General features: G+C 38.7%; 30 protein-coding genes. 19 read left to right on the top strand and 11 right to left on the bottom strand.

Going from position 1 to position 22,267, the window contains the following annotated elements; genetic code table 11:
• The first annotated feature begins 131 nt into the window (after positions 1 to 131).
• From ABNR88_RS04845 to ABNR88_RS04890, 10 genes are all read left to right on the top strand, one after another.
• A complete protein-coding gene (locus ABNR88_RS04845) occupies positions 132 to 539 on the top strand; it encodes a RidA family protein (protein ID WP_291927902.1) in 408 nt (135 codons plus the stop codon).
• 148 nt (positions 540 to 687) lie between these two features.
• Complete coding sequence (recG, locus tag ABNR88_RS04850) at positions 688 to 2,754, top strand: ATP-dependent DNA helicase RecG (RefSeq protein WP_348670125.1); 2,067 nt, start codon at positions 688 to 690, stop codon at positions 2,752 to 2,754.
• A 14-nt stretch (positions 2,755 to 2,768) separates the two neighbouring features.
• On the top strand, positions 2,769 to 3,239 hold the full coding sequence (locus ABNR88_RS04855) for a chorismate lyase (protein ID WP_291927909.1): 471 nt from the start codon (positions 2,769 to 2,771) through the stop codon (positions 3,237 to 3,239).
• The gene (cmoA, locus tag ABNR88_RS04860; protein ID WP_348670126.1) at positions 3,232 to 3,945 is read left to right on the top strand and encodes a carboxy-S-adenosyl-L-methionine synthase CmoA; all 714 of its coding nucleotides are present in this window, start codon (positions 3,232 to 3,234) and stop codon (positions 3,943 to 3,945) included. The genes ABNR88_RS04855 and cmoA overlap by 8 nt, the downstream gene beginning before the upstream one ends.
• A gap of 19 nt (positions 3,946 to 3,964) precedes the next feature.
• Positions 3,965 to 4,552: an aminodeoxychorismate/anthranilate synthase component II gene (locus ABNR88_RS04865; protein WP_291927915.1), complete on the top strand. Its 588-nt coding sequence runs from the start codon at positions 3,965 to 3,967 to the stop codon at positions 4,550 to 4,552.
• A 2-nt stretch (positions 4,553 to 4,554) separates the two neighbouring features.
• Positions 4,555 to 4,974, top strand: a complete 420-nt coding sequence (locus ABNR88_RS04870; RefSeq protein ID WP_291927918.1) for a rhodanese-like domain-containing protein — start codon at positions 4,555 to 4,557, stop codon at positions 4,972 to 4,974.
• Between the two features lie 16 nt (positions 4,975 to 4,990).
• Positions 4,991 to 5,242 (top strand): glutaredoxin 3, encoded by a 252-nt coding sequence (gene grxC / locus ABNR88_RS04875; protein ID WP_291927921.1) that lies wholly within the window; start codon positions 4,991 to 4,993, stop codon positions 5,240 to 5,242.
• Positions 5,242 to 6,219: an NAD(P)H-dependent glycerol-3-phosphate dehydrogenase gene (locus ABNR88_RS04880; RefSeq protein WP_291927924.1), complete on the top strand. Its 978-nt coding sequence runs from the start codon at positions 5,242 to 5,244 to the stop codon at positions 6,217 to 6,219. The genes grxC and ABNR88_RS04880 overlap by 1 nt, the downstream gene beginning before the upstream one ends.
• Positions 6,216 to 6,737, top strand: coding sequence for a histidine phosphatase family protein (locus tag ABNR88_RS04885; protein WP_291927927.1), 522 nt, complete (start codon positions 6,216 to 6,218; stop codon positions 6,735 to 6,737). The genes ABNR88_RS04880 and ABNR88_RS04885 overlap by 4 nt, the downstream gene beginning before the upstream one ends.
• Positions 6,709 to 7,440, top strand: a complete 732-nt coding sequence (locus ABNR88_RS04890; protein WP_291927929.1) for a glucosaminidase domain-containing protein — start codon at positions 6,709 to 6,711, stop codon at positions 7,438 to 7,440. The genes ABNR88_RS04885 and ABNR88_RS04890 overlap by 29 nt, the downstream gene beginning before the upstream one ends.
• Before the next feature lie 51 nt (positions 7,441 to 7,491).
• Here ABNR88_RS04890 and rpsI read toward each other — a convergent pair whose 3' ends face one another.
• Both rpsI and rplM read right to left on the bottom strand, forming a co-directional pair.
• A complete protein-coding gene (gene rpsI, locus ABNR88_RS04895; protein WP_291927930.1) occupies positions 7,492 to 7,887 on the bottom strand; it encodes a 30S ribosomal protein S9 in 396 nt (131 codons plus the stop codon).
• 14 nt (positions 7,888 to 7,901) lie between these two features.
• The gene (gene rplM, locus ABNR88_RS04900) at positions 7,902 to 8,330 is read right to left on the bottom strand and encodes a 50S ribosomal protein L13 (RefSeq protein ID WP_291927931.1); all 429 of its coding nucleotides are present in this window, start codon (positions 8,328 to 8,330) and stop codon (positions 7,902 to 7,904) included.
• 159 nt (positions 8,331 to 8,489) lie between these two features.
• On the opposite strand from rplM, the gene ABNR88_RS04905 reads away from it, so the two are divergent.
• From ABNR88_RS04905 to ABNR88_RS04940, 8 genes are all read left to right on the top strand, one after another.
• Complete coding sequence (locus ABNR88_RS04905) at positions 8,490 to 9,164, top strand: TatD family hydrolase (RefSeq protein WP_348670127.1); 675 nt, start codon at positions 8,490 to 8,492, stop codon at positions 9,162 to 9,164.
• The gene (locus tag ABNR88_RS04910; RefSeq protein WP_291927935.1) at positions 9,164 to 9,901 is read left to right on the top strand and encodes a tRNA threonylcarbamoyladenosine dehydratase; all 738 of its coding nucleotides are present in this window, start codon (positions 9,164 to 9,166) and stop codon (positions 9,899 to 9,901) included. The genes ABNR88_RS04905 and ABNR88_RS04910 overlap by 1 nt, the downstream gene beginning before the upstream one ends.
• A 19-nt stretch (positions 9,902 to 9,920) precedes the next feature.
• Positions 9,921 to 10,472 carry a thioredoxin family protein gene (locus tag ABNR88_RS04915; protein WP_348670128.1) on the top strand — a complete coding sequence of 184 codons (552 nt, stop codon included), beginning with the start codon at positions 9,921 to 9,923 and terminating at the stop codon, positions 10,470 to 10,472.
• An 87-nt stretch (positions 10,473 to 10,559) separates the two neighbouring features.
• Positions 10,560 to 12,422 carry a DEAD/DEAH box helicase gene (locus ABNR88_RS04920; RefSeq protein ID WP_348670129.1) on the top strand — a complete coding sequence of 621 codons (1,863 nt, stop codon included), beginning with the start codon at positions 10,560 to 10,562 and terminating at the stop codon, positions 12,420 to 12,422.
• A gap of 169 nt (positions 12,423 to 12,591) precedes the next feature.
• A complete protein-coding gene (locus ABNR88_RS04925) occupies positions 12,592 to 12,795 on the top strand; it encodes a cold-shock protein (RefSeq protein WP_053951228.1) in 204 nt (67 codons plus the stop codon).
• Between the two features lie 74 nt (positions 12,796 to 12,869).
• Positions 12,870 to 14,285, top strand: coding sequence for an exodeoxyribonuclease I (gene sbcB / locus ABNR88_RS04930; protein ID WP_291927950.1), 1,416 nt, complete (start codon positions 12,870 to 12,872; stop codon positions 14,283 to 14,285).
• 105 nt (positions 14,286 to 14,390) lie between these two features.
• On the top strand, positions 14,391 to 15,023 hold the full coding sequence (gene nth, locus ABNR88_RS04935) for an endonuclease III (protein WP_291927952.1): 633 nt from the start codon (positions 14,391 to 14,393) through the stop codon (positions 15,021 to 15,023).
• Between the two features lie 8 nt (positions 15,024 to 15,031).
• On the top strand, positions 15,032 to 15,451 hold the full coding sequence (locus tag ABNR88_RS04940) for a DUF1841 family protein (protein WP_291927956.1): 420 nt from the start codon (positions 15,032 to 15,034) through the stop codon (positions 15,449 to 15,451).
• 24 nt (positions 15,452 to 15,475) lie between these two features.
• On the opposite strand, the gene hisH is transcribed toward ABNR88_RS04940, so the two are convergent.
• From hisH to folB, 9 genes are all read right to left on the bottom strand, one after another.
• A complete protein-coding gene (gene hisH, locus ABNR88_RS04945) occupies positions 15,476 to 16,093 on the bottom strand; it encodes an imidazole glycerol phosphate synthase subunit HisH (protein WP_291927959.1) in 618 nt (205 codons plus the stop codon).
• A 12-nt stretch (positions 16,094 to 16,105) separates the two neighbouring features.
• The gene (gene hisB, locus ABNR88_RS04950; protein ID WP_291927962.1) at positions 16,106 to 16,687 is read right to left on the bottom strand and encodes an imidazoleglycerol-phosphate dehydratase HisB; all 582 of its coding nucleotides are present in this window, start codon (positions 16,685 to 16,687) and stop codon (positions 16,106 to 16,108) included.
• 12 nt (positions 16,688 to 16,699) lie between these two features.
• On the bottom strand, positions 16,700 to 17,725 hold the full coding sequence (locus ABNR88_RS04955) for an aspartate-semialdehyde dehydrogenase (RefSeq protein ID WP_291927965.1): 1,026 nt from the start codon (positions 17,723 to 17,725) through the stop codon (positions 16,700 to 16,702).
• Between the two features lie 95 nt (positions 17,726 to 17,820).
• Positions 17,821 to 18,558, bottom strand: a complete 738-nt coding sequence (locus tag ABNR88_RS04960) for a Nif3-like dinuclear metal center hexameric protein (RefSeq protein WP_291927970.1) — start codon at positions 18,556 to 18,558, stop codon at positions 17,821 to 17,823.
• Positions 18,551 to 19,612, bottom strand: a complete 1,062-nt coding sequence (gene hisC, locus ABNR88_RS04965; protein ID WP_291927973.1) for a histidinol-phosphate transaminase — start codon at positions 19,610 to 19,612, stop codon at positions 18,551 to 18,553. Before hisC ends, ABNR88_RS04960 begins: the two co-directional genes overlap by 8 nt.
• Before the next feature lies 1 nt (position 19,613).
• Positions 19,614 to 20,366: a hydroxymethylpyrimidine/phosphomethylpyrimidine kinase gene (locus ABNR88_RS04970; RefSeq protein ID WP_291927976.1), complete on the bottom strand. Its 753-nt coding sequence runs from the start codon at positions 20,364 to 20,366 to the stop codon at positions 19,614 to 19,616.
• A gap of 5 nt (positions 20,367 to 20,371) precedes the next feature.
• Complete coding sequence (locus tag ABNR88_RS04975; RefSeq protein ID WP_291927979.1) at positions 20,372 to 20,992, bottom strand: thiol:disulfide interchange protein DsbA/DsbL; 621 nt, start codon at positions 20,990 to 20,992, stop codon at positions 20,372 to 20,374.
• 13 nt (positions 20,993 to 21,005) lie between these two features.
• A complete protein-coding gene (gene folK, locus ABNR88_RS04980) occupies positions 21,006 to 21,500 on the bottom strand; it encodes a 2-amino-4-hydroxy-6-hydroxymethyldihydropteridine diphosphokinase (protein WP_291927981.1) in 495 nt (164 codons plus the stop codon).
• The gene (folB, locus tag ABNR88_RS04985; RefSeq protein ID WP_348670130.1) at positions 21,493 to 21,849 is read right to left on the bottom strand and encodes a dihydroneopterin aldolase; all 357 of its coding nucleotides are present in this window, start codon (positions 21,847 to 21,849) and stop codon (positions 21,493 to 21,495) included. The genes folK and folB overlap by 8 nt, the downstream gene beginning before the upstream one ends.
• Positions 21,850 to 21,886: 37 nt before the next feature.
• Here folB and plsY point away from each other — a divergent pair.
• Positions 21,887 to 22,267 (top strand): glycerol-3-phosphate 1-O-acyltransferase PlsY (gene plsY / locus ABNR88_RS04990; RefSeq protein ID WP_348670131.1); only part of this gene is annotated, 381 nt, incomplete at its 3' end.

Genomic DNA, 22,267 nt, shown 5'->3' on the forward strand with positions numbered 1-22,267 from the left:
ATTCCGGCCCCGGGCACCATATTTAGCAAAAACCCCAATCAAATTTCTGAGTTTGATTGGGGTTTTTTATTTGTACAATTACAAAATATTTCGTATAATCCATCTATGATTAACTCTATAAATCAACCGTTATGAAAAAACACATTATTTCTACCGATAAAGCCCCGCAAGCAATTGGCACCTATTCTCAAGCAGTTTGTGTTACCGGTGGCTCAACCATCTATCTCTCAGGCCAAATTCCGCTAATTCCTGAAACCATGGAAATGGTAGAAGGTGACATTAGCGCGCAAATAAATCAAGTATTTAAGAACTTAACCGCTGTTTGTGAAAAATCAGGTGGTAATCTTAATGACATTGTTAAGCTCAATATTTTCTTAACAGACTTAAGTAATTTTCCAACAGTGAATGAAATTATGGCGCAATACTTTGACACACCTTATCCAGCTCGCGCCGCTGTTGGCATCAAAGAATTACCCAAAGGCGCTCAAGTGGAAATGGATGGGGTTATGGTAATTGAACCATGCAATTACAGCTACTAAAATATATTTCTAAAATTAAATATTTGTGCAATTGTGTTGTTAGCTCCGTACTCTAGCACTCATGTATTTAACATACACTCAAGCTTTGCGTGCGGTTACCGCTTCACATCTAAACAAAGATTTAATTCTATAATATATATTCGCCAATATGCATAGCCTAGATGATCCAATAATCAGTCTTAACGGATTAGGGCCAAAAGCACAAGAAAAACTCAACAGCATTGGTATTTACAATCTAGAGCATTTATTATTTCACCTACCCAATCGGTATCAGAACAAAACTCATTTCACCTCATTAGATCAAGCGCAAGTTGGCGGTGAAATTTTGGTTGAGCTCAGCATCGACCGGATTGAAGAAGTGGCTACAAGACAACGGCAATTACTCTGTTATTTGTCAGATGAAAACAACCGCACACTGCTATTACGATTTTTCCATTTCAATCAGTATCAAAAACAACAGCTGATTCGAGGCGAGCTTATCCAATGCTTTGGTGAATTAAAGATTGGGCGAGATGGGTTAGAAATACATCACCCAGAATACCGTTTGATTTCCAAAGGTCAGCCAACACTGATAGAAAAAACACTTAGTCCTATTTACCCTTTAACGGCCGGCATTCATCAGCCACAAATCAAAAAATGGGTTAATATCGCTGTTGAAACACTGCAACAAACAGATTTGTTTGACTATTTCGAAAATTTGGCAAAAAACTCAATGCCAACTTTAAAGCAAGCGTTATACACGCTACATCACCCAAAAATTGATGATAATATCGACCAAATAGCCAATTTTAGGCACATTTCACAACAAAGACTCATTATTGAAGAACTTTGCGCTCAACAACTCAGCCTATTGAAGCTAAAAAATGAGCGTAAACAGAAGATTTCCAATATTTTCAAAATTTCCCAAAAATTTTCTAATCAATTATCCAGCAATCTAGGCTTTGATTTAACCACTGCCCAACAACGTAGCGTTAACGAAATTAACGCCGATCTCGGTTCAAGCCACCCAATGCTCAGACTCTTACAAGGCGATGTTGGCTCTGGAAAAACCATTGTCGCTGTATTTGCATGCTTGCAGGCGGTTGAAAATGGTTTTCAATCAGCTGTTATGGCGCCAACAGAGATATTAGCCCATCAGCATTTCCATGGATTTAATGATTACCTACAACCACTTGGCATTCGCACCGCCTTATTAACCGGATCTCAAAATGCTGCTGAGCGCCAAGCTCAATTAGCTTTGGTAGATTCTGGTGAAGCTCAAGTTATTATTGGCACTCATGCACTTTTCCAAAAAGCAGTTAACTTTAATAAATTAGGTTTAGTCATTATTGATGAACAACACAAATTTGGCGTGCACCAGAGATTATCACTCGCTCAAAAAGCGCACAATACGCCACACCAATTAGTCATGACAGCTACACCAATACCAAGATCACTAACCATGAGCGCTTATGCAGATCTTGACTCTTCTATCATTGATGAACTGCCACCTGGCAGAAGCCCTGTTCAAACCATCGCCCTGGCAAATAACAAAAAAGACAAAGTACTGGATAAAATTAAGCAAGTCTGTGCCGAAGGCAATCAAGTTTATTGGGTTTGCACATTGATTGAAGAGTCAGAAGTATTGCGCGCCGAATCTGCTACCAACACACATCAATATTTACAAGAAAACTTGCCAGAGTTATCAGTTGTGTTGATCCATGGAAAAATGAACAAGGAAGAAAAAAGTGACATTATGGCTCAATTTAGTGATGGAAAAATTCATATTTTAGTGGCAACGACAGTGATTGAGGTGGGCGTCAACGTGCCAAATGCTTCATTAATGGTGATTGAAAATTCTGAAAGACTGGGATTGGCACAACTACATCAATTGCGTGGTCGTGTTGGGCGTGGGTTTGATGCTAGTATTTGCATATTGATGTATCAGCCACCACTCAGTAACAATGCCATAGAGCGACTAGATATCTTAAGACAAACCAATGACGGCTTTAAAATTGCCAATAAAGATTTGGAGCTACGTGGCCCTGGTGAAATACTTGGCACACAGCAAACGGGGATTGCCGATATGAAAATTGCTAATATTGTGCGTGATGGCTACTTGCTTAAACAGGTAAATTATTATGCAGAGCAACTCTTACAAAATAATGAGAAAAACCAGCAAGCACTCATTAACCGCTGGATTACGCATGACAAGACACAATATGCCAACACTTAGCTTAAAATATTAGCATGATTGATACCCGCACTCTTATTTGGCAAGATTCAACACTGATCGAACAAGCGCCTATTGCTGCACAGCTTTGGCTAGATGATAGCGCCTCGTTAACAGCCAAACTTAAGCAGCAATTTGCAGATTTTTCTCTGCGAGTATTATCACAACAACAAGAAAAACCGCACGCACATGAAGCTTGTGAGATTGGCACTGATCATATTTGCACGGTGCGAGAAGTAGAGCTCTTAGGCAACGGCAAGGTAGTGGTTTTTGCACGCTCCGTTATCCCTATTACTAATGACACTCAAGAAATTTTGAGCATCGGATCCAAACCACTGGGGGAAGTTTTATTTAATGATTCCAATATTAAGCGTGGCGCTCTGCAAATCACTCAAATTGACGATATTTGGGGTAGAAGATCCACCTTTACTATTGGCAATACCAAACTCTTAGTCAGTGAATTTTTTACACAAGCGTTGTATGCGTGATCAAATATTTAGTCAAGAAAATGACTTAGTAAATTTTACTTTTGATGCGAAAGTAGCCAATGTCTTTGATGATATGGTTCGCCGCAGCGTGCCTGGCTATCAATCAATGATTGAGATGATTGGCCTGTGCGTTAAAAGCCATGGTCAAGACAATACCAACTACTACGACCTGGGCGCTTCAACAGGCGCCACTTCAATGGCTCTTGGTATCAACGACACTCATAACAACACAAAGATAATTGCGGTCGATAACTCCCTCAGTATGATGGAAAAATGTGAAAAAACCTTAAATAACAAAGTTAATAATGCTCAGGTTATTTGCGCAGATATTGAAATACTTGATATTAAAAATGCCTCAATTGTAGTGCTGAATCTAACCTTACAATTTATAGCACCAGAAAATAGACAGGCTCTAATTAATAAAATTTATCAAGGTTTGAATAAAGGTGGCGCACTAATTGTATCTGAGAAAATTCATTTCAACGACCAGCAAAAACAACAACAGATGACTGAATTGCATCTTGATTTTAAACGTGCCAATGGCTACAGTGAACTGGAGATTGCGGCTAAACGCCAGTCAATTGAAAATGTATTAATCACAGATGATAAAAACACACACTTTAAGCGCTTTGAGCAAGCTGGATTTAACACCAGTACTTGTCATTTTCAGTGTCTGAATTTTGCCTCCTTTTTAGCGGTTAAATAACGGTAAAATACCGACCTATATGCTTTTAATGATTGACAATTACGACTCTTTTACCTATAACCTGGTGCAGTATTTTGGCGAGCTAGGGCAAGAGGTTGAAGTGCATCGTAATGATGAAATCACCCTGACAGAAATTGCAGCACTAAAGCCGGAATTCTTAGTCATATCACCCGGACCTTGTACACCCAATGAAGCCGGAATCTCGATTGATGCCATTAAACACTTTGCTGGAAAAATACCAATAATGGGGGTTTGTCTTGGTTTTCAGGCCATGGTTCAAGCTTTTGGTGGCGATGTTGTTGGTGCTAAAAAAATTATGCACGGCAAAGTTTCAAAAGTTCATCACACTAATAATGGCATGTTTACCGACCTTAAGAATCCGCTCAATGCCACGCGCTATCACTCTTTGGTAGCAGACCAAACCACACTACCAGATTGTTTTGAAGTTACTGCTTGGACTGAAGACAACGAAAACGGCATGGATGAAATCATGGGCATCCGCCATAAAGAATTTGCACTCGAAGGTGTGCAATTCCACCCAGAATCTATCTTGACAGAACAAGGTCATGACATGTTAAATAACTTTTTACAAGGAAAAACTCTATAACTATGGAAATTATTGACTTTTTATTTGCTGAGGATCAGCTTTTTACAACCATCACTCTTATTGTTTTAATTGCGCTATTAATTGGCAATATTGTTGCTGATAAACTAAAAAAATACGAGGATATTGATTCAGCTGGTGCAACATCACTCATGGATAACGATAACCTCATCATCTTAGATGTGAGAGAGAAGAAAGAGAGAAAATCAGGCTATATTAATAACGATATTCACATTCCTTTAAGTAATGTTAAATCGCAACTAGATAAGCTTGATAAAAATAAATCTATTTTGGTTTATTGTCGCAGTGGTTCACGTTCAGCTCATATTGCAGGCTTACTAACTCGTAACGAGTACGAAAATGTATACAACCTAAAAGGCGGCATTCAAGCTTGGAAAAGAGCTAAACTACCTGTAAAAACCTAACACCAAGGAATAACAAATGAAAAAAAATAAAATTTATTGTAGTGATGCCTGTCCCTTTTGTCAGCGTGCCTATCAACTATTAGAAAGCAAAGGCATTCCTTTTAAAAAACATCATGTAAAAAGCCCGAGTGATTGGGATGAGGTAATGGAGCTAACAGGTCGAAACACCGTGCCTCAGGTGTTTATAAATGGTGTGCACGTGGGCGGATTTGATGATTTATCTGCGGCTAACCAATCTGGCAAGTTAGATAAAATACTGGCTCAGTAATGAGTAATAATCTTAGTATTATTGGTGCTGGTGCCTGGGGAAGTGCGCTGGCCATCACTCTAAGTGAGAAATTTGATACTATTTATTTGCACGCCCATACAGAGCTTGAATCTAAGACATTAAAACCTCAGCACCCCGCCCTACCTAAACCCTATGCTAGCAATATTGATATTGTTTATGGTTTTGAAACTTTAAAACATTGCAATAATATTCTCATTGCTACGCCGAGCTACGCATTTAGTGAGGTACTACAAACTTTAAAACCCTTATTAAACACTCAGCACCAAATAGCTTGGGCCACCAAAGGATTTGATACTACTGCCAAATGCTTCTTGTATCAAAGTTTTGAGCGAATATTACCTAACTATCATGGTTGTGTTTTATCTGGCCCTAGTTTTGCATTTGAGGTGGTTAGTCAAAAACCAACGGCTTTGGTTTCTGCCTCCAAAGATAAAAACACCCGAAAACATTGGGCTGATTTAGTTCGCACCAAGACACTTCGTGCCTATACCAATAACGATATTATTGGCGTTGAAATTGGCGGTAGTGTTAAAAATATTCTGGCAATTGCCGCCGGAATAGCCTCAGGACTGGGCTACGGAATCAATACCCAGGCTGCTCTAATTACTCGCGGCCTAGCAGAGATGACACGCCTAGGAAAGACCATGGGTGCTAACGAATCCACCTTTGTCGGATTATCCGGACTTGGTGACTTAGTACTAACGTGCTCTGATGATCTATCAAGAAATAGACGCTTTGGAAAGGAGTTGGCCAAGGGTCACAATGTTGAGCAATCACTTGCCAACGTGGGTGCAACTGTCGAAGGACTCAACACTCTGGATTTAATTCTTGCCATTGCTAAAAAGCAACAGGTAGAAATGCCGATTTGTGAACAGGTGTCCTACGTCACTCAAGCTAAAGCAAGCCCGGCTGAGGCGGTAAACTATCTAATGTCGCGAGCGCAAATTGATGAATGAAGCTTAGTCTTCTACGCCATGGGGAGCCGATTGGTGGGCGAATTTATCGTGGCAATCAAGATGATCCACTCACTGAAAAAGGCTGGCAGCAAATGCTGGATTCCACTCAAAACCAATCATGGGATTTAATCGCCACCTCCCCTCTAATACGTTGTCAGGCATTTTCCCAATATTTACATGAACAACATCAGATACCATTGAAAATTATCAATGATTTTTCAGAACTAGGATTTGGTGATTGGCAAGGGCTTAGTGCCAAAACTATTGGTATAGAGTTAGTCAATAATTTTAAAAGGGATCCAATTAACAATCAACCGGCTAATGCAGAAAATTTATATGCCTTTCAAAATCGGGTTTTATCAGCGTTTCAAGATATTACCTCTGAAAATAAAGAAGTGCTTATCGTTGCTCATGCCGGTGTCATTCGAGTAATTAAATCTCATCTACTTAATCTACCCATCGAAAAAATGTTTACAATAGAAGTTATGAATGCCTCTTGTGAAAATTTTGAAATTTAAATCAACCCTGCTGGCCGCCCTACTGCTCAGCTCAACTGTTCAATCAAGTGAGTTTTGGGGTCTCGAGTCATGGATGAATTCCCTTAAAACACCAGACTTTAGTGAGATAAAAAATGTTGATCAGCGCAAGCAGGCTTTTTTCAAATACCTATTGCCAGAGATTAACAAACAAAACGAAAAGATTATTCAGCTAAGAAGTGATATTAAAACTGAACACATTAACCAATTCAAATTGAAAAAAATATACAAGTACTATCGCGTTGAAGAGGGAGATGTAGATACCTTATTAACACGCGTCGATGTGATACCGGCCTCCTTAATATTGGCACAAGGTGCTTACGAATCAAACTGGGGGAGGTCACGTTTTGCCAAATATTATCATAACTTTTTTGGCCTTTGGTGTTTTAAAAAAGGCTGCGGCATCATCCCACTAAAACGTAACAAAACAGCCACCCATGAAGTGGCCAAGTTTTCCTCCTTAGATAAGGGTATCGAATACTATATGCGTTCAATTAACCGAAACTCCGCCTATACAACCTTAAGAAAAATTCGTAAAAATAAACGCGATACAAAATCTCCAATTACTGGCATTGCCCTAGCCGAAGGACTAGAGAATTATGCTGAGATTGGCTATGAATATGTTGAAACTGTACAGTCGATTATTCGCTACAACAAGTTAGCAAAATATGACTACAAATCTTAGACAATAAAAAACCCGCAATTAGCGGGTTTTTTATGAATTCTTGAAAACGACTTAACGCTTTGAGAACTGCTCGCTCTTACGTGCCTTCTTACGGCCAACTTTCTTACGCTCCACAACTCTCGCATCACGAGTTACAAAACCAGCTTTACGTAAATCACCACGTAATTCATTGTCATATTCCATCAATGCACGAGTAACACCCAAACGAATCGCACCCGCTTGACCTGTATCACCACCACCACTAACCATGATATTGAAATCAAACTTATCTCTCATTTCAACTGTGTCTAATGGTTGGTTAATAATCATTGAAGAAGTTTCACGACCAAAATATTCATCCATAGGACGTTTATTTACTGTGAATACACCTTTACCTTTAGTCATGTAAACACGAGCTACTGATGTCTTTCTTCTGCCTGTTGCGTAAAATGTTTCTGTCTTTGCCATAATAATTTATTACCTTAAATATCTAAAACTTGCGGTTGTTGTGCACCATGTGTGTGCTCAGAACCTGCAAATACTTTCATTTTTCTAAACATATCTCTGCCTAGAGGACCTTTTGGCAACATGCCTTTCACAGCCTTGTTGATAATTTCTTCTGGTTTTTTAGCCTGCAAGTCTTTAAATGCAACTGACTTTAAGTTACCAACATAACCTGTGTGATGGTGGTACATTTTGTCATCAAACTTCTTGCCCGTTACCTTAACTTTCTCTGCGTTAATAATAACAATGTAGTCACCTGTATCTGTATGTGGCGTGTACTCAGCCTTATGCTTGCCACGAAGACGAGATGCAACTTCAGTTGCCATACGACCTAATGTTTTACCGTCGGCATCCACAAGGAACCAATCTCTTTTTACTTCGTGTGCTTTAGCGCTAAATGTTTTCATAATAATACTTGCTTATCTTCAATCAGAATAATCGGACTATTATAATCACTTTTAAGTGTGAATGTTGGCTTATCGATGAATATTCTTATTAAAAACTTAGTGCAAACCTAATGATTGGAGATTATGATAATACCTATAAATTCTTTTTATAAAAATACAATGATTAATTCGCATGCACATCTAGATTTTGACAACATGAATGACGTTGCTGAAAACGCAATCGCAATCATCCCTAGTGTTGGCAAACAAAACTGGATAGATGTGCAAATGTACCCTTACTTTGCATTTGGTATTCATCCTTGGATGGTGCAAGATCACTCTCAGCAGGAGCTTGACTATTTAGAGTATTTAGTAAAATGCAACAACCCTGTTGCCATAGGCGAGTGCGGATTAGATTATCTTAAAGATATTGACAAAAAAATACAACTGTATTTTTTTAATTTTCAATTATCGCTTGCTGAAAAATACAAACTTCCTGTTATTATTCATAGCGTCAAAGCTACTGAGGACGTTATTTTTCTCTTGAAGATGCATCCTAAAATTAGTGGTGAAATTCATGGATTTTCTGGCAGTGAAGATCAAGCCAAACAATTAACCAGCATGGGTTTTTATCTAGGCTTTGGGCTACAGATTTTGAATGAAAAATCTACTAAAATTCGTCAAATTGTAAAAAACTGCCCATTAGAGTTTATGCTGATTGAAACGGATGACCATCAAAATCCAAATGATTTGCAATTAGTGGCACAAGAAATTGCCTTACTCAAACAAATACCAATAGACACTATCACCACTCAATGTGATAATAACGCCATTTCACTTTTCAATCTAAAATAATGGCTGGAAGTTGCGCACGAACTGAAATTTTACTAGGTCAACAAGGTTTAGCCAGATTAGCCGAATCACATGTGGTTATTGCTGGCCTTGGTGGCGTGGGTGGCGCTTGTGCTGAAGCGTTATGTCGTGCAGGTGTTGGCACACTGACTTTAATTGATTTTGACATCATTGAAACCACTGATCTTAATCGCCAGATTGTCGCCCTTAACTCTACTCTAGGCCTGAAAAAAGTCAACGTATTGGCCGATAGACTGAGAGATATTAATCCTGATACTGTGATTATTAAACGTGATGAATTCATCGATGGTGAAAAATCTCAACTAATCGCACTTAATAATGATTACCACTTTGTGGCTGACTGTATTGATGCTATATCCTGCAAAACGGCACTTATAGATAGTTGCAATAAATCAGGAAAACTGATTATTTCAAGCATGGGTGCGGGCGGAAGGCTCGATCCAACACAAGTAAAAATCTCTCGCATGGATAAAACGCAAAACTGCGCTTTAGCGCGCGAAATGAGAAGGCGACTCAGAAATATTCACGCCTCAATGAAATTTCCCGTTGTACATTCTACTGAATTACCCATAAAAGCTTTGCCTCATAAAGCAATTTCAACTATAGACACTGCTCCATCAGGCAGACCAAGAGCAGTGAATGGCGCAATATCTTATATGCCTAATATTTTTGGATTAATAATGGCCGGACACATTGTTCAAACTTTACTAAAATCTTAATAAAAAAAAGGAATAGATAATGGTTAGCACCGAAACTCCCGTTTGTGACTTTAATACACCTGCAATTAATTTTAATTTGAAAGGTGTGGACGGAAAAATGCATACACTAGAGAGTTGTAAAGGCGATAAAGGGCTGTTGGTTATGTTTATTTGCAATCATTGCCCTTATGTTAAAGCGATAATTAATCGCATAGTTCGTGATACCAAGGAGCTTAAAGAACTGGGGGTTAACACTGTGGCAATCATGTCCAATAATCCAGATGAATACTTGGAAGATTCTTTTGCAAATATGCAAAAAATTGCCAAAGATTTCAAGTTTCCATTCCCTTATTTAATCGATGAAACTCAAGAAGTAGCTAAAGCCTATGGAGCAGTTTGCACACCAGACTTCTTTGGGCTATCAAAACACATGACATTGCAATATCGAGGTCGATTTGACGCTTCAAGAAAAGAAACAGCGCCTGAAGGCACTCATAGAGACTTGTTTGAAGCAATGAAACAAGTTGCACAGACAGGCAAAGGTCCATTGGAACAAATCCCATCAATAGGTTGTTCAATTAAGTGGTATTAAGGACCATATAACAAATTCCTAATATATTGAAAAGTATCGCGTCTTAATAGGTATAATTGCGTTCTTTGCCTGTCTTATAAATGTATTATGTCTGAACAAAACACCGATAACCAATCACCAAAAAAATTTAGCGACCTGGGACTTTCTGATTCAATTCTGGGTGTGCTAGATTCAATCGGTTACGAAACACCCTCTCCTATTCAGGAGCAATGCATCACCCATCTTTTAAAGGGTGAAGACATTATTGGCCAAGCTCAAACAGGTACAGGAAAAACGGCAGCTTTTGCATTGCCATTATTAGATAATATCGACTTAAACCTTAACGCCCCTCAGCTATTAATTTTAGCGCCAACACGCGAGCTAGCCATCCAAGTTTCAGAGGCTGTTCAAACTTACGCTCGCGGCATGAAAGGTTTTCATGTATTGCCAATCTATGGTGGCCAATCTTATGACATTCAACTACGTCCATTAAAGCGTGGTGTACATTGTGTTGTAGGCACGCCAGGTCGTGTGATGGATCACATCAAAAAAGGCACTTTAAAACTAGAGAATCTAAAATCATTTGTTTTGGATGAAGCAGATGAAATGTTAAAAATGGGCTTTATTGATGACATTAAATGGGTAATGGAGCGCATTCCAGAGCAACGTCAAATTGCACTTTTCTCTGCCACTATGCCAACAGTGATCAAACGTGTTGCTGAAGAATTCTTAAATAAGCCAAAAATTGTTAAAGTAAAAACCAAAACAGAAACTGCTACAAATATTGAGCAAAAGTATTGTTTAGTTGGCGGTCTAAGTCAAAAATTAGATGCATTAACTAGAATTCTAGAAGTGATTGAATTTGACGCCATGATTATTTTTGCCAGAACCAAAACCTTAACAGTTGAACTGTCTGAGAAACTTGCAGCAAGAGGGTTTACCGCAGAAGCGATTAATGGCGACATCCAGCAAAGCCAACGCGAAAAAATCATTAATAAATTTAAAAAAGGCAGTATTGATATTTTAGTAGCGACTGATGTTGCAGCACGTGGATTGGACGTGCCGCGCATCTCTCACGTGGTGAACTACGACATCCCGCAAGATGCAGAGACTTATGTACACCGTATTGGTCGTACAGGTCGTGCAGGTCGCTCAGGTGAGGCAATTTTATTTGTATCACACCGTGAGCGTCGCATGCTTAACAACATTGAGCGTGTCACTCGCCAAAAAATTACACCTATTGAATTGCCAACAGCAAAAATCATCAATGAAAAGCGTGTTAATGATTTTAAAAAGAAAATTACCGAAACAATTAGCAATCAAGACCTAAGTGTTTTTGAAAAATTAGTCGGCGAATTCCAAGAGGCTAATGAAGAAGTAACACATATTAAAATTGCTGCAGCACTCGCACATATTGCCCAAGGTAATGAGCCTTTATTCTTATCTGAAAAAGAGCCTAGTTTTGGTAGAGATCAAAAACCTGGTGAAGAAAAAATAGTCCCAGTTCAGCCGAACTCACTTAAGAATCATCCAGATATTCCAATGCGTAGGTACAGACTTGAAGTGGGCAATAGCAACAACATCAAGCCGGGAAATATCTTAGGCGCCATTGCTAATGAAGCTGACATGGAAAGCGCATACATTGGCTCTATTCAAATTTTTGACAAATTCTCAACAGTTGACCTACCTGATGAAATGCCAAAGGAAACCTTTGAGGTATTGAAAAAAACCATCGTAAATGGCAACCGTTTAAATATTGTAGAGCTAACTGAAAAGAATAATAAGGCAACCGTTGGTGGAGCACAAGGTGGAAAGCGCAACTTTGGCCGTAAAAAATTCTCTAAAGATTCTAGAGGAGGCCCTAGAGGCGGCTCTAGAGATGGCGGCAGAGGAAGAGGAAGAGGTGGAGAAGGTAGAGATGACAGAGGCAATAGAAAGCCTAAATTTTCTCGCTCAAAACCTAAAAAATAAACCTTAAACTGTATTTAATCTTTTAAAGGGTCAAAATTACGTTAAAATTGCACTCGCTGGTAAAGTATACAGCTGCTATTTATATTGTTTGACTGATGGTTTCATCCTCTCTAAGTTATAAATGTGGTCTATTTTTTACGGTATTTTTTTTAAACTTATAGGAGACATCATGTCTACAACAGGAAAAGTAAAGTGGTTTGACGCTAAAAAAGGTTTTGGTTTTATTGAGCAAGAAAGTGGTGACGATGTATTCGTTCACTTCCGTGCAATTCAAGGCGACGGCTACAAATCTTTAGAAGAAGGTCAAGAAGTTGAATTTGACTTAGAAGATGGTGCTAAAGGTCCTCAAGCGGCTAACGTACATCCACAGTAATTTTTAAATAAATTATTGAAAAAACCCGGCTTACGCCGGGTTTTTTATTGTCAAAAATTCGTTAAAATAAGCCTATGAAAACATTTTATTGGTACGATTACGAGACCTTTGGCATTAGCCCCAAAACAGACAGAATTTCACAATTTGCTGGCATTCGCACAGATGAAAACCTTAACATTCTTGATGAACACATGTTTTATTGTAAGCCGACTAACGATTGCTTGCCATCGCCTGAAGCGTGTAATGTAACCGGCATAACGCCTCAACTATGCGAGCAAAAAGGCATGATTGAACATAAATTTATCAAAAAAATATTGGCTGAATTTGCAACCCCTAACACCTGTATCGCTGGCTACAACTCGATTCGCTTTGATGATGAATTTACCCGCTATACATTGTATCGTAACTTTCTAGATCCTTACGCTTGGCATTGGCAAAATGGCAATACTCGTTGGGATATTCTAGATGTGGTACGCATGTGCTATGCACTTAAAAAAGTGGCAAGCTTGAAATGGGTATATGACGAAAATGGCAAGCCAATCTTTAAGCTTGATCAACTCTCTCTTGCAAATGGAATTGAGCATGCTAACGCTCATGATGCGCTAGCCGATGTACGCGCTACCATCGCTATCGCTAAGATTATTAAAGATACACAACCACAACTATTTGACTACGCCTTTAAACTGCGTGAAAAGAAATTTGTAGAATCTAATATTCATCTATTTGAGCCGATGCTACATACTTCTGGCATGTACCCAGCACAAAAATCATGCACACGGCTTTCGGTGGCTTTGGCTTATCATCCCGAGTACAAAGATCGAGCGATTGTATTCAATCTAGACCAAGATCCATCCATACTTCTAGCGCTAAGCGTTGATGAGCTCAAGGTGCTAATGTTCACCAAGCAATCAGAATTGCCAGAAGGGGTTGAACGACTGCAAATCAAAGATTTAATTTTTAACAAAAGCCCGATGTTTGTGCCCAATGTTTATAAGATTGAGCCCAAAGTTGTTGAGCAGCTTCAAATTAACATGGATATTTGCTTGAAGCATTTGACCTTTATCAAAGACAACCATTTAGCTATTGAAAAAGTTGTTCAAGAGTTATATAAAAATGATCAGGATTTTTCTGGCAACAATGACGTTGATCAATCTTTATATGGTGGTTTTATGGATAATGCTGATAAGCGACTCGCTGAACAAATTCAGACCTTGGGCAAAGAGGAGCTTAAAGCTTTTCACCCAAAATTTAAAGACGAAAGCCTTAACACTTTGCTGATACATTTTAAAGCTCGAAACTATCCCGAAAGCCTCACTGAAGACGAAATGGAAGATTGGTTCGAAACAGTACAAGGCCGAGTTCAATCTGGCGAAAATGGCTATTTATCGATTGATGAATATTTTCAAAGAATTCACAGTATGCGCGAACAAAATCCACAAAAAGAAACCCTTTGGCAACAGCTTGAACATTATGGAGAATCGTTTTTGTAACAGACATTCTGATAGTAGCTAAGTTGCTTGTCTCGCTCTTTTTGCTATTAAATTAGATATCAGGTATAATCTTTGGCTATTGAGAAATTAAGACAGAGAGGAAAAATGAACGCCGAGACTCGTTTTGAAATGTTTGAAAGGTTACTTAAAAAGATACCCAATCCAACCACAGAATTAAATTACTCAACTCCGTTTGAACTATTAGTAGCGGTAACTTTGTCGGCTCAAGCAACGGATAAAAGTGTCAATAAAGTAACTGATAAGTTGTTCCCTATTGCTAATACGCCAGAGGCTATTTTTGAGCTGGGCGAAGACACACTTAGAGATACGATCAAAACAATTGGCCTGTTCAACTCAAAAGCCAAGCACATTATTCAGGCTTGTAAAATTCTAATCGACAAATACGATTCAAGCGTACCTGAAACTCGCAAAGAATTAGAGGCGCTACCTGGTGTTGGCCGTAAGACAGCAAATGTTGTTTTAAATACGGCTTTCGGCCACCCTACTATCGCTGTTGATACACATATTTATCGTGTTGCTAATCGTACTGCAATTGCTAGTGGCAAGACTGTTCTAGAGGTTGAGAAAAAATTAGTTAAATTCATTCCAGATGAGCACCGAGTACCTGCACATCACCTTATGATTCTACATGGTCGTTACACGTGCAAAGCCAGATCTCCACTGTGTCCTGAATGCATCTTGCTTGATCTTTGTGAGTACGAAGAAAAGAATCTGTAGTTCATTCAGTGATCTATACTCAAGATAGGGCACAGCAAAGGAAATTTTTAGCAAATGCTTGGCAAAAGTATTTGGACAAACAGATACTTGAACCGCTTGAGGATCAACTTTCACAAGTTATTAAAATTCACCCTGAGTATCATTCTCTTATTAAAGATATAGAGTCTGACTATTTTCCAGAACAAGGTGAAACCAACCCATTTTTGCACATTAATCTACATCTAAGCCTAAGAGAGCAGTTGTCAATCAATCAGCCACCTGGCATTCAAGAGATTTATCAAACAATCCTAGGTAAAAATCAAGATCCTCATGAGGCAGAACATCAAATGATGGATTGTATCGCTGAAATGATTTTCTCAGCACAGAAGAGCAATACGCCAATGAATCATCAGGCTTATATACAATGCTTAAAGTCTATCGTCAACTAAAAATAGACTTTAATAACTAAAACTCTAGCCTTTCCAGTTGACAAAATTACTCAGCAGCTGCAAGCCATCATGTTGCGATTTTTCAGGATGAAACTGCACAGCAAACATATTGTCTTTAGCCACAGCGCAGGTGAAATCCTGACCATAGTTAGTAATACCCGCAACCACCGATGAATCTGACTGAGCCACATAATAACTATGCACACTATAAAATCGTGAATTATCATCAATATCGTGCCAAAGCGGGTGATCATTAGACTGTTTTACGGTGTTCCATCCCATGTGTGGTATTTTTAGATCACTTTTTGGAAAGTGTATTACATCGCCAGAGAGGATGGATAGCCCTTCGGTTCCTCCATTTTCCTGGGAATGGTCAAACAACAACTGCAAACCCAAGCAAATACCCAGAAAAGGTTTTTCATGAGCAGATTTTTTAATAACATCAGCCAAACCGTGCTCATTGAGCGCCTGCATACAAGCCCCCATAGCGCCCTGCCCAGGAAAAACAATACGGTCTGCTTCCTGAATTAAATCAACATCGTCGGTTAAAAAAACCTGGTCATTGGGCGCGACGTGCTCAATCGCCTTTTGCACACTACGCACGTTACCCATGCCATAATCAATAATTGCAATACTTTGCATTAGAGTAGCTTATTAAAGCGAACCTTTAGTTGAAGGAATAACACCCGCTTGTCGTTCATCAGGTGTGATGGCCATTCTCAATGCTCGTCCAAATGCCTTAAAAATAGTTTCCGCCTGGTGATGTGAATTAACCCCTTTTAAATTATCAATGTGTAGTGTAATCAGTGCATGATTTACAAATCCGGTAAAAAATTCTGAGAATAAATCTACATCAAAAGTGCCAATTACAGCACGCGTAAAGCTTACATTAAGTTCCAGTCCAGGACGGCCAGAAAGATCTAACACAACACGTGATAAGGCCTCGTCCAAAGGTACATACGAATGCCCGTAACGAGTAAATCCTGCCTTATCACCAACTGCTTGTGCAAATGCTTGGCCCAAAGTAATACCAATATCTTCCACACTGTGATGGTCATCAATTTGTGTATCGCCATCGCATTTAATACTCAAGTCCATGAGTCCATGACGTGCGACTTGATCTAGCATGTGATCTAAAAATGGCACACCCGTATCAATATTTGCACGGCCTGTGCCATACAAATCTAGCTCAACCTGAATGTCTGTTTCGTTGGTTTTTCTTGATACTTTAATCATATTTGTTATTTGTTATAAATATTTTTCAATTAAAATTTCAGCAATTTGAATCGTATTGAGTGCTGCACCTTTACGAATATTATCAGAAACTACCCATAGATTTAGACCTTTCTCGTAAGAAATGTCTTCACGAATACGACTTACAAACGTATCGTCATGATTAGTCGCCTCAATAAATGGCGTTGCGTAGCCACCATCTTCGCGCTTATCCATCACGGTCACGCCGTTTGCTTCTGACAAAATCTTAGTTGCTTCAGCAGCTGTGATTTTCTTTTTAGTCTCAATATTAATCGCTTCAGAATGGCCATAAATAACAGGCACACGCACAGCTGTTGGATTAACCAAAATATTTTCATCTTCAAAAATCTTCTGAGTCTCCCATACCATTTTCATCTCCTCTTTGGTATAGCCGTTGTCTTGGAAAACATCAATATGTGGAATCACATTAAATGCAATCTGCTTCGGATAGACCTCAACATCTACATCCGTATTACCACCTAATAACTTGGTAGTTTGATCAATCAATTCAGAAATAGCCTCTTTACCAGAGCCTGATACTGCTTGATACGTAGCCACGTTAATACGCTCAATGCCAACAGCATCATAAATTGGTTTAAGTGCCACCAGCATTTGAATGGTTGAACAATTCGGATTAGCGATAATGTTGCGTTTTGTATAATTGGCGATAGCGTGTGGATTTACCTCTGGCACCACCAAAGGAATATCCTCATCACGGCGAAAATGTGCCGTATTGTCAATCACCACACAGCCTGCTTGGGCAGCGATAGGCGCATATTTTTCAGAAATACTACCGCCAGCTGAGAACAGGCCCACTTGTGCTTGGGAAAAATCAAAAGTATCTAGATCTTGAACTGTCCAGCTTTTTCCTTGACAAAATACCTTCTTACCAGCAGAGTTAGCACTTGCTAGTGGATATAGATTATCAATCGGAAAATCACGCTGCTCTAAAATAGAAAGAATGGTTTCGCCTACAGCGCCTGTTGCGCCAACAACGGCAACATTAAATTTCTTACTCATAAGTATTGGAATAAAATCAAAAAATAAAAACCAATATTATACGTGATTTTAATAGTTGCCATCATGCTTGAAACAAGCGCTACTTCGGCATTTATCTAAACAATATTATCAATATCCATATAGTGATAATTCAAGTCAAATTTCTGTGAAAGATACTGACCCAGCGCTTGTACACCATAGCGTTCAGTGGCATGATGTCCAGCCGAGATAAAGGCGATATTATTTTCTTTGCAAATTGCTGGGATCTGCTCCGAAACTTCACCCGTTATAAAGCAATCTGCGCCCACATTAATTGCATGCTCGATATAGCTTTGAGCGCCACCACTACACCAAGTTATTTTTTTAATTGGCTTGTTTTTAGGGCCAAATACCAGCGGCGTGCGTTGGGTAATGGTCTGAACTGATTGCGCTACACTCTCCAAGGTTGAACCTACCTCACCCTGCCAAACTAGTGTGTCACCAATTGGCATCGGGTTTTGAATATTAAGGCGTAGAGCTAATTGAATATTATTACCCACAATTGGATGTGCATCCAAAGGCAGATGATAGGCAAATAAATTAATATTGTTATCCAATAATGCCTTGATTCTATTTCTCTTAATACCTATTATCGCTGGATTTTCATTTTTCCAAAAAAACCCATGGTGAACCAATAGCGCATCTGCTTGCTCATCAATAGCGTATTCAATTAAATCTTGATTTGCACTAACACCAGCAATAATTTTATGAAGATCTGTTTTTCCTTCTATTTGTAATCCATTTGGACAATAATCAGAGAATTTAGCAACATTTAAATACTCATTTAAGTGTTTTTCAAGATCTTTATTAATCATAGAATTTTTTTACGATTTGTATAAATTGTTGATTTTGAGCGTTATCGCCCACCGTTACGCGCAAACAATCCATTAACTTTGGCGCGCTACTAAGATTTTTAATAAGCACACCATTGTCTTTTAAGTAGTCAAATAATGCCTGAGCTTTTGGCGCTTTAAATAAAATAAAATTAGCCTGAGATGGGTAAACAGACAATTCTTTAATTTGTGTTAATGCCTTTGAGAGTATTTGTCGTTGCTCAAGAATAATGGCCGCATTATTATTAATCTCTGACTTTTCTTTTAATAAAAAATTAGCACTCACCTGAGTCAAAGTATTAATATTATAAGGTAGGCGTAATTTGTCCAACTCAGCCACAGTATCTTTTGATCCGATCAATAGGCCTAGACGCAAACCGGCAAAGCCAATTTTAGAAACTGTACGTAAAACCACTAAATTTGGATACTTAGCAATGTCCATCAAGAAGCTATCAGCTGCATAAGCATAATAAGCCTCATCCAAAATCACCATGGCGTTGGTTGATTGGATAATTTTTTCAATCGCTTTTCGATCAAAAGTATTACCTGTAGGATTGTTTGGATAAGCAATAAAAATGAGTTTTGGTTTATGCGTATTAACCGCCTCGAGCATCTTATTCAAATCAAGCTGATAATCTTTCGTTAGTGCAACACCTTGATAATTTAGACGTGTAAATTTAGCAATCATGTCGTACATAACAAAACTTGGCTCAACACTTAAAATTGTGTCATTCGTCTCGCAAGCCAATGCTAATAATTGAATCAACTCATCAGATCCATTGCCCAACAGAACGCCAAACTCATCAGGAATATCCATCAACTCTCTTAGAGTTTGATTTAGCTCATCAGCACCTGGATTTGGATAACGGTTAAGTTGTGCATCCGCCAAATAAGCTAAGTATTGCCCAATTAATTCATCAGGCAGTGCAAAAGGCGATTCCATCGCATCAAGCTTAATCATATTGTCTGCTGCTGGTACGTGATAAGCATTAATCGCTTTAATATCAGATCGAAGCCAGTTATTTATAAAACTCATATCAGGGTTTTGCTCTATTTGGATGGTATTGCATTTTACCTATTCGTTTGGCGTTTAACAAAGTTTGATAAGTGTAGTCTAGCGCACGCTTAACACCAACACCCACATCAAGCTTAGCAGCAATTAACGCACTAATTGTACTGGCCAACGTGCAGCCAGAGCCATGATAATCTCCAGGTAGCTTATGGTATAAAAAGCACTCAAACAGCTTGCCTTGATGATACAAGCGGTGTTCAATCATGAGCTCAGAAGTATCTGTTGTGGTCAACAAAACCCATTCACATGGTAGAGATTTAATCGCCTCTTGCTCGCTAAGGCCAGGCGCTAATTTTTCTAACTCTGCAACATTTGGCGTTAACAAAAAAACTTTTGGCAGTAATTCTTGTTTAAGCGCCTGAACAACCTCTTGGGTTAATAATTCATCGGTGGTACTGGCTTTAATAATAGGGTCTAACACCACAGTGTGGCTTTGGTTTAGCCAGCTAGCAATTGCTTTTATTTGCTCAACAGAAGACAATAGACCGATTTTAACAACGTTAATCTCGATATCTTCTGCCAGAGAAATCAACTGCTTAATAATTAATTGATGATCAACTGGCTGAACAGCACTCACGCATTGTGTATTTTGAACAGTGAGTGTAGTTATGACAGGCAATGGTGTGGCACCAAATTGATTAATCGCTTCAATATCAGCTGAAATCCCTGCACCACCACAAGGATCAAGACCTGCTAAAACTAAGACACGATCAAGCACTTAGATTATTTTGATTCTTTAGCGATTAAATAATCAGCCACTTTAAACATCTCTAGCTCGCCACCTGCGTGAGAGGCATCAGTCCAATATTTACCATTAATAACAAGCGCTGGTACACCAGAAGTGTGATATTTCACCGTATTAACTTTTGATTTATTAACCTTAATGCGCACTGAAAAAGATTTAAAAGCGCTATTAGCCTTATCTTTGTCAACGCCATGATCGGCCAACCAATCTACAAAATCAGACTGATCGATAAAGGCTGTCTTATGTAGATGAATCGCATCAAATAATTGACCATGCAAGCGCTCAACCTCACCCAACTGCTCTAATACATAATAGAAAATAGCGCCATTAATCCAACGATCTGAAAAAACTGCAGGCTGACGAATAAAGACTGTATTCTCAGGTAATTTTTTCACCCAACTACTCAGCACCGGCTCCACATTAAAACAATGAGGGCAATAATACCAAAACAACTCTCGCACCTCGACCTTATCACCTGTGGTTGTTTTAACTGGCTTATCAAGTGTTACATAGTGCTTATCCTCAGTGTAGGACTCGGCAAAAATAGCCGTAGAAAAGCTCAATAGAAATACCGATAAAATTAGTCTGATTGATTGCATAAAATTCTCTAAATTATGGAAGGATTTTTTTAATATTATACTGCGATAATTCAAATTGATTATCTGTTTGGAAAGACTGCCAAAGTTGCTGGTAAGTCTGATTTGTTAACGGGTGAACATCATCAGCACTCAACTGCGCCAAAGGCGCCAACACAAATGAATACTTTAAAATATCATTCCTAGGCAGGTTTAATACCTTATTAATGACGTCGTCATAAGTCACTAAATCTAGATCAATCAACCGAGAAGAAAACTTAGGTTGAGTGGGATCTCGACCAAAAGTTTTTTCGATACTTTTTAAAACGGCATTCACATCCTCAATACTAAGCTGTGTACTGGCATTAACACCAACATTATAAAAGTCATCGCCTTCAAACCCTTCTGCAGGCGATTCAAAAATATCGGAAATTTTGATATTGGCGAAATTAAGTCTTAAAAAATCAATCGCGCCGGCAATATTAACCTCTCGATTTTGATTTGAGCCAATATTAATATGAATTTTAGCCATTTTTATATCGATTAATGATCACACCCACTCCTTGAGCACCCGTAACCGCCCTACCTTTATTTAAAGTTAGCTTAACTTGCTCAACTTTGAACTCATTTAAAATAATTTGGCAAATTTCTTCAGCGAGCGTTTCAACCAGCTGAAATTCGCTATTTTTTACAAATTCAATGAGGCGCTTAGAAACCGCCTTGTAATCAAGTGTTTGGTTAATATGATCTGTCTGACTTGCTGGAAAAATATCAAAACCCATTTCAATATCTAAGGTCATGTCTTGGCGAATTTCACGCTCCCAATCATAAATGCCAATGACACAATCAATTTTTAATCCTTGTATAAATACTATATCCATGCTTAAATTAATCTTAAATTACAATATCGAAAATTATATGCTACCCATCCTCATCATTTCAGCTTATCTAATTGGCTCAATTTCCATGGCTATTATTATTTGTAAGATTCTTGACCTGCCAGATCCAAGAACACAGGGTTCAAACAATCCAGGCGCGACTAATGTGCTTAGAATTGGCGGCAAAAAAGCAGCAGCAGCCACACTCCTTGGTGATGGGCTAAAAGGCTTTATTCCAGTAGCTATTGGCCAATATCTTGGACTGGATATTCAAGCAGTAGCCCTGATTGCACTGGGTGCTTTTTTAGGTCACGTATATCCAGTATTTTTTGGTTTTAAAGGCGGTAAAGGCGTGGCTACTTTTATCGGTAGCTTGTTGGCACTAAACTATTTTGTAGGCTTGGCATTTGTTGCAACTTGG

Source organism: uncultured Candidatus Thioglobus sp. (assembly GCF_963981275.1).
Lineage (GTDB): Bacteria > Pseudomonadota > Gammaproteobacteria > PS1 > Pseudothioglobaceae > Thioglobus_A.

Bases quoted from the DNA above. Each gene is read 5' to 3' on its own strand.
- ABNR88_RS04920 (WP_348670129.1), top strand. From the start codon at position 10,560: ATGTCTGAACAAAACACCGATAACCAATCACCAAAAAAATTTAGCGAC.
- hisB (WP_291927962.1), bottom strand. From the start codon at position 16,687: ATGATTAAAGTATCAAGAAAAACCAACGAAACAGACATTCAGGTTGAG.
- ABNR88_RS04960 (WP_291927970.1), bottom strand. From the start codon at position 18,558: ATGATTAATAAAGATCTTGAAAAACACTTAAATGAGTATTTAAATGTT.
- folB (WP_348670130.1), bottom strand. From the start codon at position 21,849: ATGGATATAGTATTTATACAAGGATTAAAAATTGATTGTGTCATTGGC.
- ABNR88_RS04905 (WP_348670127.1), top strand. From the start codon at position 8,490: ATGATTAATTCGCATGCACATCTAGATTTTGACAACATGAATGACGTT.
- rpsI (WP_291927930.1), bottom strand. From the start codon at position 7,887: ATGGCAAAGACAGAAACATTTTACGCAACAGGCAGAAGAAAGACATCA.
- cmoA (WP_348670126.1), top strand. From the start codon at position 3,232: ATGCGTGATCAAATATTTAGTCAAGAAAATGACTTAGTAAATTTTACT.
- sbcB (WP_291927950.1), top strand. From the start codon at position 12,870: ATGAAAACATTTTATTGGTACGATTACGAGACCTTTGGCATTAGCCCC.
- ABNR88_RS04890 (WP_291927929.1), top strand. From the start codon at position 6,709: ATGCCTCTTGTGAAAATTTTGAAATTTAAATCAACCCTGCTGGCCGCC.
- ABNR88_RS04880 (WP_291927924.1), top strand. From the start codon at position 5,242: ATGAGTAATAATCTTAGTATTATTGGTGCTGGTGCCTGGGGAAGTGCG.
- nth (WP_291927952.1), top strand. From the start codon at position 14,391: ATGAACGCCGAGACTCGTTTTGAAATGTTTGAAAGGTTACTTAAAAAG.
- ABNR88_RS04885 (WP_291927927.1), top strand. From the start codon at position 6,216: ATGAAGCTTAGTCTTCTACGCCATGGGGAGCCGATTGGTGGGCGAATT.
- rplM (WP_291927931.1), bottom strand. From the start codon at position 8,330: ATGAAAACATTTAGCGCTAAAGCACACGAAGTAAAAAGAGATTGGTTC.
- hisC (WP_291927973.1), bottom strand. From the start codon at position 19,612: ATGAGTTTTATAAATAACTGGCTTCGATCTGATATTAAAGCGATTAAT.
- recG (WP_348670125.1), top strand. From the start codon at position 688: ATGCATAGCCTAGATGATCCAATAATCAGTCTTAACGGATTAGGGCCA.
- ABNR88_RS04915 (WP_348670128.1), top strand. From the start codon at position 9,921: ATGGTTAGCACCGAAACTCCCGTTTGTGACTTTAATACACCTGCAATT.
- ABNR88_RS04925 (WP_053951228.1), top strand. From the start codon at position 12,592: ATGTCTACAACAGGAAAAGTAAAGTGGTTTGACGCTAAAAAAGGTTTT.
- ABNR88_RS04855 (WP_291927909.1), top strand. From the start codon at position 2,769: ATGATTGATACCCGCACTCTTATTTGGCAAGATTCAACACTGATCGAA.
- ABNR88_RS04910 (WP_291927935.1), top strand. From the start codon at position 9,164: ATGGCTGGAAGTTGCGCACGAACTGAAATTTTACTAGGTCAACAAGGT.
- grxC (WP_291927921.1), top strand. From the start codon at position 4,991: ATGAAAAAAAATAAAATTTATTGTAGTGATGCCTGTCCCTTTTGTCAG.
- ABNR88_RS04870 (WP_291927918.1), top strand. From the start codon at position 4,555: ATGGAAATTATTGACTTTTTATTTGCTGAGGATCAGCTTTTTACAACC.
- ABNR88_RS04865 (WP_291927915.1), top strand. From the start codon at position 3,965: ATGCTTTTAATGATTGACAATTACGACTCTTTTACCTATAACCTGGTG.
- ABNR88_RS04975 (WP_291927979.1), bottom strand. From the start codon at position 20,992: ATGCAATCAATCAGACTAATTTTATCGGTATTTCTATTGAGCTTTTCT.
- ABNR88_RS04955 (WP_291927965.1), bottom strand. From the start codon at position 17,725: ATGAGTAAGAAATTTAATGTTGCCGTTGTTGGCGCAACAGGCGCTGTA.
- folK (WP_291927981.1), bottom strand. From the start codon at position 21,500: ATGGCTAAAATTCATATTAATATTGGCTCAAATCAAAATCGAGAGGTT.
- hisH (WP_291927959.1), bottom strand. From the start codon at position 16,093: ATGCAAAGTATTGCAATTATTGATTATGGCATGGGTAACGTGCGTAGT.
- ABNR88_RS04845 (WP_291927902.1), top strand. From the start codon at position 132: ATGAAAAAACACATTATTTCTACCGATAAAGCCCCGCAAGCAATTGGC.